9 protein-coding genes and 1 riboswitch are annotated in these 13516 nt (G+C 74.5%); of the genes, 4 read left to right on the top strand and 5 right to left on the bottom strand.

Going from position 1 to position 13516, the window contains the following annotated elements:
* Together STRAU_RS23980 and STRAU_RS23975 are read right to left on the bottom strand one after the other, a co-directional pair.
* Window positions 1–788: AfsR/SARP family transcriptional regulator (locus STRAU_RS23980; RefSeq protein WP_037661517.1), on the bottom strand; the 788-nt coding region annotated here is incomplete at its 3' end.
* Between the two features lie 499 nt (window positions 789–1287).
* Window positions 1288–3405 (bottom strand): asparagine synthase-related protein, encoded by a 2118-nt coding sequence (locus STRAU_RS23975; protein WP_037661515.1) that lies wholly within the window; start codon window positions 3403–3405, stop codon window positions 1288–1290.
* 733 nt (window positions 3406–4138) lie between these two features.
* Between STRAU_RS23975 and STRAU_RS23970 the strand changes: the two genes are divergently transcribed.
* From STRAU_RS23970 to STRAU_RS23955, 4 genes are all read left to right on the top strand, one after another.
* Window positions 4139–5584: an NsdA family TPR-like regulatory protein gene (locus STRAU_RS23970; protein ID WP_016642971.1), complete on the top strand. Its 1446-nt coding sequence runs from the start codon at window positions 4139–4141 to the stop codon at window positions 5582–5584.
* Between the two features lie 84 nt (window positions 5585–5668).
* On the top strand, window positions 5669–6874 hold the full coding sequence (gene lhgO, locus STRAU_RS23965; RefSeq protein ID WP_037661513.1) for an L-2-hydroxyglutarate oxidase: 1206 nt from the start codon (window positions 5669–5671) through the stop codon (window positions 6872–6874).
* A 109-nt stretch (window positions 6875–6983) separates the two neighbouring features.
* Window positions 6984–7826, top strand: coding sequence for a tRNA (guanosine(46)-N7)-methyltransferase TrmB (gene trmB / locus STRAU_RS23960; RefSeq protein ID WP_016642969.1), 843 nt, complete (start codon window positions 6984–6986; stop codon window positions 7824–7826).
* Between the two features lie 237 nt (window positions 7827–8063).
* Window positions 8064–9464 carry a PrsW family intramembrane metalloprotease gene (locus tag STRAU_RS23955; RefSeq protein WP_016642968.1) on the top strand — a complete coding sequence of 467 codons (1401 nt, stop codon included), beginning with the start codon at window positions 8064–8066 and terminating at the stop codon, window positions 9462–9464.
* A gap of 13 nt (window positions 9465–9477) precedes the next feature.
* On the opposite strand, the gene STRAU_RS23950 is transcribed toward STRAU_RS23955, so the two are convergent.
* From STRAU_RS23950 to STRAU_RS23940, 3 genes are all read right to left on the bottom strand, one after another.
* Window positions 9478–10422 (bottom strand): aldo/keto reductase, encoded by a 945-nt coding sequence (locus STRAU_RS23950; RefSeq protein ID WP_016642967.1) that lies wholly within the window; start codon window positions 10420–10422, stop codon window positions 9478–9480.
* Window positions 10423–10518: 96 nt separating this feature from the next.
* A complete protein-coding gene (locus tag STRAU_RS23945; RefSeq protein ID WP_016642966.1) occupies window positions 10519–11628 on the bottom strand; it encodes a M23 family metallopeptidase in 1110 nt (369 codons plus the stop codon).
* 11 nt (window positions 11629–11639) lie between these two features.
* Window positions 11640–11800: riboswitch (cyclic di-AMP (ydaO/yuaA leader) on the bottom strand.
* 230 nt (window positions 11801–12030) lie between these two features.
* On the bottom strand, window positions 12031–13101 hold the full coding sequence (locus tag STRAU_RS23940; RefSeq protein ID WP_016642965.1) for a PP2C family protein-serine/threonine phosphatase: 1071 nt from the start codon (window positions 13099–13101) through the stop codon (window positions 12031–12033).
* Between the last annotated feature and the right edge of the window lie 415 nt (window positions 13102–13516).

Here is a 13516-nt window from a genome sequence, read left to right as displayed (position 1 = left end):
AGGCCGCCCGGCTCCATGGGGCCATCGGGTCGCGTTGGTCCGCCCGGGCGCGTCCGCCCTTCCGGCCGCGCCGGTTCCGCCAGCAGCTCCGCGTGCAGGGCGCGCAGTTCCGGGCCCGGGTCGGCGCCCAGGCCCTCGGCGAGGATGCGGCGGGCGTCCTCGTACGCGGCGAGGGCGTCCGCGCCCCGGCCCGCGTCGCGCAGGGCGCGGATGAGGAGGGCGCGCAGGGCCTCGTCGTACGGCTGGTCGGTGGTGAGCTCCTTCAACTCCGGTACGACGCCGGGGGCGTGGCCGAGGAGCAGCTCCGCCTCGAGCCGCGCGCGGTTGGCCTCCTGGCGGCGGGCCTCCGGGCGGGTGGCCGCGGTGCGGTCGGGCAGGTCAGCGAGGGCCGGGCCGTGCCACAGGGAGAGGGCCTCGCGCAGGACGCGGGCGGCCGTCTCCGGGTCGTGGCGGTCCAGGGCGGCGGTGCCCTCGCGGGTGAGGCGCTCGAAGCGGTGCAGGTCGACTTCGTCGGGGGTGGCGGTGAGGCGGTAGCCGCCGGGCTCGGAGGCGATGGTGTGTCTGCCGAGGGCCCGGCGGAGGCGGCCCACGAGGGCCTGCAGCGCGGCGGGGGCGTCGGCCGGTGGGGCGTCCGCCCAGATGTCGTCGATGAGGGTGTCCACCGGGGTGGTGCGGTTTGCCCTCAGGGCCAGCGCCGCGAGGAGCGCCCGCAGGCGGGGGCCTCCTACGGGCAAGGGTGTCCCTTGGTCGTCGTGCGCCTGCGTGGCGCCCAGGATCTGGTACCGCACGGGGTCATTCTCGCCGGTGGGGGCGGATGCGTCGCCAGGTTTCCCCGGGGTCGGGGTGCCGTGCTCCTGGCCGCCCCGGCCGGGGTGCCGCCCACACCGACCGACCGCCGGCCTGGCGGGCCGTCCCGCGCGTCCCTCACATCACGTCGCCGTGGGCCTGGGCTGCCTTTAAGGGTCGGGAGCCGCCCCTGGCGGCCCAACTGCCCAGCTGCCCACAGCAGGGAACGGCTGGGCGGCCGCCCAGCTGCCACCACAAGGGAACGAGGAAAGACCACAGCATGGAGCCGCACCAAGGGACGGACGCCGGACGGCCATTCCCGGCACCGGGAGGTGGGCCTGCCCGCAGGGGCCGGTGGCCTTGGCCCCGGTGCCGGCGCGGAGCCGGATGTTCCGGTGAATGGGCGGGCGGGTGGGAGAGATCCGCCGCGGAGCGGCGGGGCAGTCCGCGGGACAGGGCGGACAAGGGCACCCCCACCCCGTACAGACCCCGCGTCAGCGGCTAGCGGCCCGCCCCCAGCGCCCCCCGCTGCGGCACCACCGACCCCGTGGGCACCGCCCGTTGACGGGCCGGGGTGCCGGTCCAGCAGGTGCCCCGGCGGGAGAGGAGACGGCGGAGCCAGATCTCCGTGGAGACGAGGTCGGCGAGGCCGTCCAGGGGGAGGGGCTCGCCGTCGGCCGCAGCCCGCAGGGCCTTGCGGACGACGCGTGCCTCGACGAGCCCCGCCTGGGCGAGCAGCGGCGTGTCGAAGAGGCCGATCAGCTCGTTCACGGCGACCCGCAGGCCGGTACGGGCGGCCGCCGCGGCGGAGGCGTGCGAGGGGGCGCCCCAGCCGGGCGGGAGCTCGGTGACGCCGGCGCCTTCGAGGACCGTACGCAGGATGGCGGCCCGCGCCCCGGGCCGCACCCGCAGGGACTCCGGCAGGGCGCGGCAGGCGCGGACCACCTGGTTGTCGAGGAACGGCGCGTGCAGCCGCTGGAAGCGGACCTCGGCGGCCTGCTCCAGGACGCGCAGGTCGGCCGCGTGCCGGAAGAGCGCGGCCCGCGCGCGGAACTCGCCGGGCCGCTGTCCGGGGCCGGGTCCCGGCCGCGTCGCCGTCTCCTGGAGGCGAACCGATACTTCTGCGAGGGCCTCGCCGGTCAGCCAGCGCGCGGCCGGCCCCGGTCTGGCCCAGGCCAGGGCGGCGAGGGAGGCTCCCACGGCGCCGCCGGGCTCCTCGAAGTGGCGGTGGAGCAGGCGGTCGGCGAGCGACTGGACGCCCGCGCGGTGCGTCGTACGGGCGAGCTTCCGCGCGGCGCCGTACACGCGCGCGGGCACCATGACGGAGCCCTCGGCCTTGGCGAGGGCGGTGACGGGCCGCACCAGGTACCGCCGCTTGCGGTCCATCAGGAGGTCGGCGAGGCGCGCGGGATGGGCGTCCAGGACCTGCCGCGCGCCGTAGCCGGTGAAGTGGTCGGCGCTGCCCGAGGCGAGGCGCGCGCGGTGCCGCTGGGCGGTGACGATGACGGCGCTCGGCTCGTCGGTCAGCGGCCCGTCCAGGTCGGCGTACGGCAGGGCCTCCTCGCCGGCCGCGACGACGACGTGGTGCAGCCGCGGGTTGGCGGCGATGGCGCCCGCGCGCTCCAGTTCCGCCTCGCGGCCGCCGGACACCAGGTCGTTGAAGGTGACGGCGACCAGCCGCTCCCCCGCGCCGGTGCCGTGCCCGAGGACCGTGCCGGGCATCCCCGGCAGACCGGCGGCAAGGAGAGCGAGGGTTCCCGAAGCGGGCCCTCCGGAGAGGTCGGCTCCGATGCCGGGCACCGGCATGCCCCGCGCGGCCCGCCGCTCCGCGGGCCCCATGCCGGGCACGGGCCCCGGGTCGATGTCCGTTCCGGGTACGTGACGTGGCGCCCGCAGGCGCGCGCGTACCGCCTCGACGAGGGCGTCGCGGACCCCGTCCAGCGCACCGGCCTCGTCCGCCGCGGGCGCCGCCACGGCGAGCGACGCGACGGGTTCGTATCCGGCGATTTCCCGTGCGCCCGCGCGGAGGATGAGCGCATGCCCCGGGGGCACGCGGCGCACGTCCTGGTACGGGGTCGAGTCGTGCAGCGCCTCCGGGACGTCGGGGGCCGCGAGCAGCGCCGCGAGGTGCCCGATGTCCAGGTGGGCCTCGATGAGGTCGGCGAGCGGCAGCGCGGCGGTCGCGTACGCCGTGCCGCCCGCCCACGGGGTGTAGAACACCGGCCGCGCGCCCGCGAGATCGCCGGCGATCATCACGCGCCGCCCGACCTGGACGACCGCCGTGTAGCTGCCGGGCCAGGCCGTCAGGTGCCGCAGGGCGCCGCCGCGCGCGGCGAACAGGCTGACCCGCAGCTCCTCGTCGCTGGCCCCGCAGGTGCCGAGCACGGCGATGCGGGTCTGGTCGTCGGCCTTCACGGTGCGCACCTCGTCGGGGCGCCAGTCGCCGACCGCCCACAGCGGGTCGGGGTCGCCCCACAGGAGCTGCGAGCCCACAGGGGTCAGCGTCTCGCCGTCGTCACCGGTGGCACCCGCCGTACCGGTGGCACCCGGCGTGCCGACGGCGGCAGCGCCCCCAGGGGGTCTCGTGGTGGTACTGCTCCACCCCACCAACCACCGCATCGCCGCCTCCACAGGCTGTGGACAGCCAGTGCATCAATGACTGCCTGAGGGATTCGGGGTCCCATGCTGCCACGAAGGAGGCGTGCGGGAGGGCTCGCGAAGGCGCTCACACCGGCGCGAACGCGCCCTGGACGATCGGTCGTTGACGCGGCAACGGCACCGACAAGGGGACGTGGAACGGCTGAAGCCCGCTTCTGGGGGGTCGATTTTCGGCCAATTCAGCCGTGGCCGAACACGCTCGACCGCCCCCTGACGCCCCGCGACACCCACGCACAGCCCGGGAGGCGGCATACGCCTCCCGGACCGGTCCGCCGCCCGCGGGGATGGAGGCGGCGGTGTCCCCCAGCCCGCTGACTCCAGCGCAGCGGGCCGACCCACGCTCAACCATGGAAGCGCTCCCCACATGGCCGGAGAAGAGCGCACACACGGGCGCACGGCCACACAACGGGAGCACGCCGCGACACCGCCGTACTCCCGTACGGACAACAATCTCGCCATACGGAACTGCGCCTCTTAACGCTTGGGATCCGCCGAACTACGCTGGGTGTGCTGATGTTTTCGCGGAGGCATATACCTGGGGGCTCGGCCAAGTGAGCTTGCGGCCGGGGATCGGGGCCGCGGCGCGCGACACGCCGACGGTCCTGCCACCCAGCCGCTGTCCCCGGGGGAACACAGCACGAATGCCGTGCGGTCAAGCCACTGCCCGGCAGCCGTCTGTGTCGAGGGGTGGCGCATGTCCAGGGAGCAACGCGGGCCGAACGAAAAGCTCGGCACCGTTCTCGCCCTCGCGGGAATCAGCAACGCCGGGCTCGCGCGGAGGGTCAACGACCTCGGTGCTCAACGCGGGTTGACGCTTCGTTACGACAAGACGTCGGTGGCCCGGTGGGTGTCCAAGGGCATGGTGCCCCAGGGCGCCGCGCCGCACCTCATCGCGGCCGCCATCGGGCAGAAACTCGGCCGCCCGGTGCCGCTGCACGAAATCGGCCTCGCCGACGCGGACCCGGCGCCCGAGGTGGGCCTCGCCTTCCCGCGCGACGTGGGCGCCGCCGTGAAGGCCGCCACCGAGCTGTACCGCCTGGACCTGGCGGGCCGCCGCACCGGCGGCGGCATCTGGCAGTCCCTCGCCGGCTCCTTCGCGGTCAGCGCGTACGCCACGCCCGCGTCCCGCTGGCTCATAACCCCGGCCGACAGCTCCGTCGCGCGCGACGCCTCGCACGACGGGCCACGCGACGTGGCCCACCAGGACGACGGCGGACCGCCGATGAAGGTCGGCCACAGCGACGTACTGAAACTGCGGGAGGCGGCCGAGGACGCGCGCCGCTGGGACTCCAAGTACGGCGGCGGGGACTGGCGTTCGTCCATGGTCCCCGAGTGCCTGCGGGTCGAGGCGGCGCCGCTGCTCCTCGGTTCGTACTCCGACGAGGTGGGCCGCGCGCTCTTCGGAGCCAGCGCCGAACTCACCCGGCTCGCCGGCTGGATGGCCTTCGACACCGGCCAGCAGGAGGCCGCACAGCGGTACTACATCCAGGCCCTGCGGCTCGCCCGCGCGGCCGCCGACGTGCCTCTTGGGGGGTACGTCCTCGCGTCCATGTCCCTCCAGGCGACCTACCGGGGCTTCGGGGACGAGGGCGTGGACCTGGCGCAAGCCGCACTGGAACGCAACCGCGGCCTCGCGACCGCCCGCACCATGAGCTTCTTCCGGCTCGTCGAGGCACGCGCGCACGCGCGCGCCAATGACGCGCCCGCCGCCGGGGCGGCGCTGCGGGCCGCCGAGGGCTGGCTGGAGCGGGCCAGGGAGGGCGACAACGACCCCTCGTGGCTCGGCTTCTACGGCTACGACCGCTTCGCCGCCGACGCCGCCGAGTGCTACCGCGACCTGAAGGCGCCCCGCCAGGTGCGGCGCTTCACCGAGCAGGCCCTGTCCCGGCCCACCGAGGAGTTCGTGCGGTCGCACGGACTGCGGCTCGTGGTGTCCGCGGTGGCCGAGCTGGAGTCCGGGAACCTCGACGCCGCGTGCGAGCAGGGGGTGCGGGCCGTGGAGGTCGCCGGGCGGATCTCCTCCGCGCGGACCACGGAGTACGTGAAGGACCTGCTGCACCGGCTCGAGCCCTACGGGGACGAGCCCCGGGTGGTGGAGCTGCGGGAGCGGGCGCGGCCGTTGCTGGTCGCCCCGGCGTGACGGAGCCCCGGCCCAGCCCTGCCCCGAGGTTTGGGGCCGTTGTCAGTGGCGCAGGGCAGTATCGGGGGTGGGAGGTGAAGCGCGATGGGTCGGGGTGGCGTGGCGTACGACTGTGATGTGCTGGTGGTCGGCGGCGGGATCGTCGGGCTCGCGGCGGCGTATGCCCTGACGCGCGCGGCACCCGGCACCCGTGTCACCGTCCTGGAGAAGGAGCCGGGCCCCGCCCGGCACCAGACGGGCCGCAACAGCGGCGTCATCCACAGCGGGATCTATTACCGCCCCGGCTCCCTGAAGGCGCGCTATGCCGTGCGCGGCGCCGCCGAGATGGTCAAGTTCTGCGCGGAGTACGGCATCGCCCACGAGGTCACCGGCAAGCTCATCGTCGCCACCGACCGCGCCGAGCTGCCCCGCCTGCACTCCCTCGTCCAGCGCGGCCGGGAGAACGGCATTCCGGTCCGCGAGCTCGGCCCCGCCCAGATAGCGGAGTACGAGCCGTGTGTGCGGGGCATCGCCGGCATCCACGTCGGGACCACCGGGATCTGTGACTACGGCGCGGTCGCCGGACAGCTCGCCCGGGCCTCCGGCGTCGAGGTGCGGTACGGCGCGGAGGTCGTGCGCGTCGACCGGCGCGCCGATCTCGGGGTCGCCGTGCGCACGGCCGCCGGCGACGTGGTCCGGGGCAAGTTCCTGGTGAACTGCGCCGGGCTGCACTGCGACAGCGTCGCGCGGCTGACCGGTGACGACCCCGGCATGCGGATCGTGCCCTTCCGGGGGGAGTACTTCACGCTGGCGCGGCCCGGGCTCGTGCGGGGCCTGGTGTATCCCGTGCCGGACCCCGCCTTTCCCTTCCTCGGTGTGCACCTCACGCGGGGCGTCGACGGCGGGGTGCACGTCGGGCCCAACGCGGTGCCCGCGCTCGCCCGCGAGGGGTATGGCTGGTCGGTGGTGCGCCCCCGCGAGCTCGCCGGGACGCTGGGCTGGCCCGGCTCCTGGCGGATGGCGCGGCGGCACTGGCGGTACGGGGCCGGTGAGCTGCGGCGTTCGCTGTCCAAGGGGGCGTTCACCGAGGCGGTGCGGCGGTTGTTGCCCGCCGTGCGGGCGGAGGATCTTCTGCCCGCCGCCGCCGGGGTGCGGGCGCAGGCCGTCCTGCGGGACGGGACGCTGGTCGACGATTTCCTGATACGGGAGGGGGCGCGGGCCGTGCACGTCCTGAACGCTCCCTCGCCTGCGGCGACGGCCTCGCTGCCCATTGGGCGGGAGGTGGCTCGGCGGGTGCTGGCTGTGCTGTGACGTCGGCCCTGCCGGGGGCTTCCCCAACCCCGCCCCCCCCAGTTTCGGGAAGGGGTGGGATTGGGGAAAGCCCCGCAGGGCCCCCGCCCCGACTAAAATCGACCCCACTGTGTCTGAGAACTCCCGCCCGAAGGGCACCCCCCGCTTCCCCGAAGGTCCCGCCCCCGACCCCGCCGGGTCGAGGTTCGAGCGGCGGATCCGCAGCTTCCAGCCGCGGCGCAGCCGGGTCACCACCGCGCAGGGCGACGCGCTGCGCAGGCTGTGGCCCCAGTGGGGCCTGGACATCGACGGCAAGGAGGTCCTCGACCTCGGCAAGCTGTTCGGCGACGCCGACACCGGCCCCGACGAGACCCCCCGCCCCGTCGTCCTGGAGATCGGCTTCGGCATGGGCGAGGCCACCGCCCAGATGGCCGCCGCCGACCCGGACACCGGCATCCTCGCCGTGGACGTACACACCCCGGGCATGGGCAACCTGCTCGGTCTCGCGGAGCGGAACGGGCTGTCCAACATCCGGGTGGCCAACGGCGACGCCATCATCCTGCTGCGCGAAATGCTCGCCCCGGAGTGCCTGGACGGCGTCCGCGTGTACTTCCCGGACCCCTGGCCCAAGGCCCGGCACCACAAGCGCCGCCTGATCCAGCCGGAGTTCCTCACCCTCCTCGCCCCCTGCCTCAAGCCGGGCGCGGTGCTGCACTGCGCCACCGACTGGGAGCCGTACGCGGAGCACATGCTGGAGGTGCTGAGCGCGCACCCGGACTTCGAGAACACCCAGGAGGACGGCGGGTACGCGCCGCGGCCCGACTTCCGGCCGCTCACCCGCTTCGAGGGCCAGGGCCTCAACAAGGGCCACGTCGTCCACGACCTGCTCTTCCGCCGCGCCGCCACCCTGGCGGAGCGGCCCGACGAGGGCCCGGCAACCCCCACCGACCGCGAGGACCCGCCCCGCCCCTGAGAGCCTGTCTTTGAACCCCCGCCTGCGCCCCGACGCCCGGCACGCACGCTCGCCGCACGTCGTCACAGGCCAGGTGGCTCCGCCACATGACCTGTGACGACGCACGCCGATCGCACGCACCGACCGCCGCTGCGCCCGCGCTCCGCGCGAACGACGGGGGTTCAAAGACAGGCTCTCAGCCCCACGGAACCCGAGGCACCGTCGCGGTCCGCCGCAACCCTCGTTACTGTCAAAGCCGTGGCCACCAGTCCCGCGTACCCGAACTACCCGGCTCCGCCCGCCGGGTCGGCCGGGGCACCCGGGCCCCGGCACCCGCACTGGTGGCAGCGGAGAGCCATCCGGGCGGCCGCGCCCGTCACGCTGCTCGCGCTCTCCGGCCTTGTGATCCTCGCCCTGGTGCGGCAGCAGACCGGCACCGAGGGGTTCCTGGTCGGCCTCGGACTCGCCACGCTCCCGGTGCCGCTGCTCGTCTCGGCGTTCCGGTGGCTGGACCGGGTGGCGCCCGGGCCCTGGCGGAACCTGTTGTTCGCCTTCGCCTGGGGCGCCTGCGCGGCCGCGCTGATAGCGATCGTGGCGAACAGCTTCGCGACCCGCTGGATAGCCACCGCGACCGCCGACCCGACGAGCGCGGACACCCTCGGTGCGACCGTCATAGCCCCGATCGTCGAGGAGAGCGCGAAGGCGGCGGCCGTGCTGCTCGTCTTCCTCTTCCGCAGAGGCGACTTCACCGGTGTCGTCGACGGCTTCGTCATAGCGGGCGTCACCGCGACCGGCTTCGCCTTCACCGAGAACATCCTCTACCTCGGCAACGCCTTCGGCACCGACCAGCTCAGCGGCGAGAGCGGCCTCGCGTCGGTGACCGCCGCGACCTTCTTCGTCCGCGTCGTGATGTCGCCGTTCGCGCATCCGCTGTTCACCGTGCTCACCGGCATCGGCTTCGGCATCGCCGCCCTCAGCGGCGAGCGGCACCGGGTGCGGCGGGTGCTCCTGCCGGTCGCCGGGCTGCTGCTCGCGATGGGTCTGCACGCCTTCTGGAACGGCTCGGCGAGCTTCGGCGAGTACGGCTTCTTCGTCGTGTACGCGACCTTCATGCTGCCGGTGTTCGGGCTGCTCACCTGGCTCGCCGTCTGGCTGCGCCAGCGCGAACTGCGCCTGGTCCGGGCCGAACTGCCCGCCTATGTGGCGGCGGGCTGGCTCACCGCGGCCGAGCCGTTCGCGCTCGGCTCGATGCGCGCGCGGACCGTCGCCCGCGACTACGCCGCGTACCACCTGGGCAAACCGGCGGGCCGCGGCGTGGTCGCGTACGAGACGTACGCGACCTCCCTGGCGCTGCTTCGGCACCGGGCCCGCCGCGGCCGGGCCCGCGTCGACTTCGCGGTCCGGGAGCGGGAGCTGCTCGACGCGCTGTGGGAGCGCCGCGAGCTGGCCCGGCCGGCGCTGGCGTACGCGGCGCGGGCGACGGCACCGGTCGTGGCGCCACCGCCATACTCCGCGTACGGCGCGTACGGCGCGTACGGCCCGTACACCGCGTACGCCTCATACGCCCCGCACGGCACCCACAGCACCCACGGCACCCGCGGCCAGCCAGGAACCCCCGGCACCCCCGCGTACCCCTCGTACAACCCCTACCGCACCTGAAGCCCCGCCAGGATCACGCCGACGCGGCGGTGAGGCGCGCCAGTTCGGCTTCCGTCAGCTCCAGGTCCCCCACCGCGAGCAGCGCCGGAAGCTGCTCCACCGTGCGCGCGGAGGCGAGCGGCGCGGCCACCGTCGGCTGGGCGGCGAGCCAGGCCAGGGCCACCGTGGCGTGCTGCGCGCCGCGGGCCTCGGCTATCTCGTCGAGGGCGGCGAGGACGCGCTGCCCGCGCTCGGTGTCCGCGTACGCGCCGGCCTTGCCGGCCCGCGCGCTGTCGACCTCGGCGCCCGGGCGGTACTTGCCCGTGAGGAAGCCGGAGGCGAGGGCGTAGTAGGGGACGGCCGCGAGGCCGGAGCGCGATGCGACCTCCTGGAGCGGGCCCTCGTAGGTGTCGCGCGAGACGAGGTTGTAGTGCGGCTGCACCGCCACGTACCGCACGAGGCCCTCGCGGTCGGAGAAGTCCAGGGCCTCCTGGAGGCGTTCGGCGGTGATGTTGGACGCGGCGATCGCCCGGACCTTGCCGGACCGCACCAGTTCGTCGAGGGCGGTGACGAACTCCTCGACCGGCACGGAGGGGTCGTCGTAGTGCGTGTAGTACAGGTCTATGTAGTCGGTGCCGAGGCGGCGCAGCGACTCCTCCGCGGCGGACTTGATGGTGCTCGCCGAGAGTCCCTTGTAGTCGGGGTGGGCGCCGACCTTCGTGGCGACGACGACGTCGGAGCGGTTGCCGCGCGCGGCGAGCCAGCGGCCCAGGACGGCCTCGGACTCACCGCCCTGGTTGCCGGGCACCCACGCCGAGTACACGTCGGCGGTGTCGACGAAGTTGCCGCCCGCCGCCGTGTAGGCGTCGAGGACGGCGAAGGACTGCGCCTCGTCGGCGGTCCAGCCGAAGACGTTGCCGCCCAGCGCGAGCGGGAAGACTTCGAGGTCGGAGGAGCCCAGCGGGCGAAGAATGGTCATACAGGGCTCAACGTCCACGCGGAGGAAGGAATTCCGGCAGCCCTGACGTCGGGGGGTTGTCGCCAGGACCGCCGGAGCCGGTGGGGCGGACGCGTCCTACGGGTTGAGGCCCTTGCCCTGCAGCCACGCCAGCGGGTCGACGTTGGCGCCGCCGCTCGTGTGCACCTCCATGTGGAGGTGCGCTCCGGTGACGTTGCCGGTCGCGCCGACGCGGCCGATGACCTCGCCGGTGGTGACCTTCTGGCCGGCGCTGACGCTCACCGAGGACTGGTGGGCGTACCAGATCTCCGTGCCGTCCTCGAGTTCGAGGATGGTGCGGTAGCCGTACGCCCCGGCCCAGCCGGACTCCTTGATGGTGCCGGAGTGCACGGCCTTGAGCGGCGTGCCGGTGGGGGCGGCGAAGTCCAGGCCGGTGTGCTGGCCGGAGGACCACATGGAGCCGGAGTCGCCGAAGTGCGAGGTGAGGGTGTACGAGGAGGTGGGCAGCGAGAAGCTCTTGGCGAGCTTGGCCAGGCGCTCCGCCTCGGCCTTCTTGCGCGCGGCCTCTTCCTTCTTGCGCTTCTCCTCGGCGGCCTTCGCCTTGGCCGCCGCCGTGGCCTTGTCCTGCTGGGCCTTGGCCTGCGCGGCCGCCTTCTTCACGGCGGCGTCCTCGGCCGCCTTGCGGACGGCGTCGTCCGCCTGGTGCTGCTGGTTCTCGGCCTGCTGCATGATGCGGGCGCGCAGGGCCTCGCCCGCGCCGGTGCTGCCCTGCTCGGCGTCGGCGGTGGTGACGCCGGCGGAGCTGAGCGGCGCGGCGGGCGTGGTGGCGTCCTCGCCGGAGCCGTCGGAGTCGTCGGATATCAGCGCGCCCACGCCGGGCAGCGACTCGGCCTCCGGCAGCTTGTCCGTGACCGCCGACATGTCCGGCATGGCGATGGAGACCGGCGGCTTGCCGCCCTGCGCGGTGGCGATGCCGCCCGCGCCCACGGCCGCGATGACGCCGACGCCGAGGACGGTGGAGCTGCGGGCGAGCCCGCCGCCGCCCTTCTTGTGGACGCGGTGCCGGCCTCGCACCGGGCGGACGGACTCCGCGGTGGGGTTCCACTCCTCCCACGGCTCCTGGGGGGCGTACGCGGCGAATCCGGGGGTACCCGGGGAACTGCCGGGGCCTTCGGCGGAGCCGTTCGGTACGTAGAGCGCTTCTGGGGCAGGCCGGTTGGACGCCACGGGGGCGCACTCCTTTCCTTCCTTCTCGCCTACCGGGTTAGCTGACGGGTTCGGAGCAGGAAGGTCTCCTACGGGCACCTCTGCGCGTACGAGACTTCCGTACGAGAGATGACCGATTCACCCCAAGTTGGTGGTTCCCCGGCTCCCTTGCGGGATTAGGCGTGTGCGCACGGAGCCGACTCGAGTGTCGGCTGGGACGACCGCGCTGCGTTATCGAACGTTAATAGACTGCGGGGCCGTATTCCAAGCCGTTCCGGTTGATCGTTAACGCTTACGCCACGAACACAAGGGACATCAGCGGCCGGAACAGGGCGAGTTGAGCGGGGCTCATGACGCACCGCAGCCGCGTGGATCTTCACCATCGGCTGACGTCCCGTCAGGTGTTGTGCGCAGGGGTGTGGTTCAGTCACCCGGTGTGACGGGGCGGCGGACGGCGAGCAGCGCCATGTCGTCCGTGGCGCCGCCTCCGGTGTGCAGGCGGACCTCGTCCACGAGGGTGGCGAGGAGCGCGTCGGGGCCGCTGGGGCCGGGGAAGATCCGGCCGCCGAGCCGGGTGGCGGGGTCGTAGAACTCGGCGTGCTCGTTCCGGGCCTCCGAGAGCCCGTCCGTGTAGAGCAGCAGCGTGGCGCCCGGCGGGAACGCGGCCTCGTCCGCGCGGTCCGGCCAGGTGCCGAGGTCGCCCATGCCGAGCGGCAGTGCGGGCTCGGACGGCGTGAGCACGCACAGCCGCCCGTCGCCCCGGAGCAGCAGCGGCTCGGGGTGGCCGCGGTTGATGATCCGTACGGTGTCGTCGGCGCCGCGCGGGATCTCCGCGAGGATCGCCGTGGTGAACCCCTCGAAGGCGTCGAGCCCGTCGCGCCGCATGCCTTCCCGCGCGAGGGCCCGCTCCAGGCGCTGCGCCACCGCCTCCAGCGTGGCCTCCTGCTCGGCGGCCTCCCGGAAGGCGCCGATCACCACGGCGACGGCGGACACCGCGCCCATCCCTTTGCCGCGTACGTCACCGACGACGAGCCGCACGCCGTGCGGGGTGTCCTGCACGGCGTACAGATCCCCGCCGATGAAGGCGTCGGCCTGCGCGGCCTCGTACCGCGCGGCGATGTCGAGGCCGCCGATGCGGGGGTCGGGCTGCGGCAGCACCGCGCGCTGGGTGGCCTCGGCGATGGAGCGGGCGGACGCGAGGCGGGCGTTGCCGCGGCGCACCACGCGGTTGATGACGACGGCCAGGATGCCGACGGTCAGCATGGTCAGGAACTCGGTGACGACCTGTACGTCCCCGTCGACCCGGTGGGTCATGCGCAGGACGAGGACGGCGGCGCAGGAGAGCGCGGCGGTCGCCACGGTGGTGCGCAGCCGGAAGAACGGCGCGGTGATCAGGGGCGCGGCGGCGAACAGCGGGGACGCGGTGAACTCGGGCGGCGTGAGCAGGTCGAAGCAGATGCCGCCGACGAGGAGGAGCGGGGGCAGGGCACGCACGAGGGCGCGCTCGCGGGGGAGGGTGCGCTCGCGGGGGCCGGGGGTGCGCGCGCAGGGGAGCTCTCGCGAGAGGGGACGCGACGCGGGCGGGGGCCCCTGTGGCTCACCGGGGGCGGGCCCCGGCCCCCCACCCGGCTCACCCGAACCTTTGCCGCCACGCGCACCACCCGCGTCCCCATCGCCACGCGCACCACCCGCGCCCCCGTCGCCGCGCGCACCACCCAGCCCCCCACCACGCACAGCAACCACCACCGCTCCATTCCCGCCGCGGTCCGGTCGCGGCCCCGTCGCGTCCTTGCCGCGTCGGCCCACTCAGGTTTCCCGGAGCGGGGCCTCGGGGCGACCTGATGTGGGCCGAGTGGGTGAGCGGTGGGCGCGTCCGGCCGCGCCCGGATGCGCCGGGCCGCGCGGGCCA

Source organism: Streptomyces aurantiacus JA 4570, assembly GCF_000414115.1.
GTDB classification, from domain to species: domain Bacteria; phylum Actinomycetota; class Actinomycetes; order Streptomycetales; family Streptomycetaceae; genus Streptomyces; species Streptomyces aurantiacus_A.
Note: the sequence above shows the minus strand (reverse complement) of the source record. Positions and strands in the feature narration are given on the sequence as shown.

Coding starts and splice junctions, on each gene's coding strand:
- STRAU_RS23975 (WP_037661515.1), bottom strand. CDS start 3,405: ATGCGGTGGTTGGTGGGGTGGAGCAGTACCACCACGAGACCCCCTGGG.
- STRAU_RS23970 (WP_016642971.1), top strand. CDS start 4,139: ATGTCCAGGGAGCAACGCGGGCCGAACGAAAAGCTCGGCACCGTTCTC.
- lhgO (WP_037661513.1), top strand. CDS start 5,669: ATGGGTCGGGGTGGCGTGGCGTACGACTGTGATGTGCTGGTGGTCGGC.
- STRAU_RS23950 (WP_016642967.1), bottom strand. CDS start 10,422: ATGACCATTCTTCGCCCGCTGGGCTCCTCCGACCTCGAAGTCTTCCCG.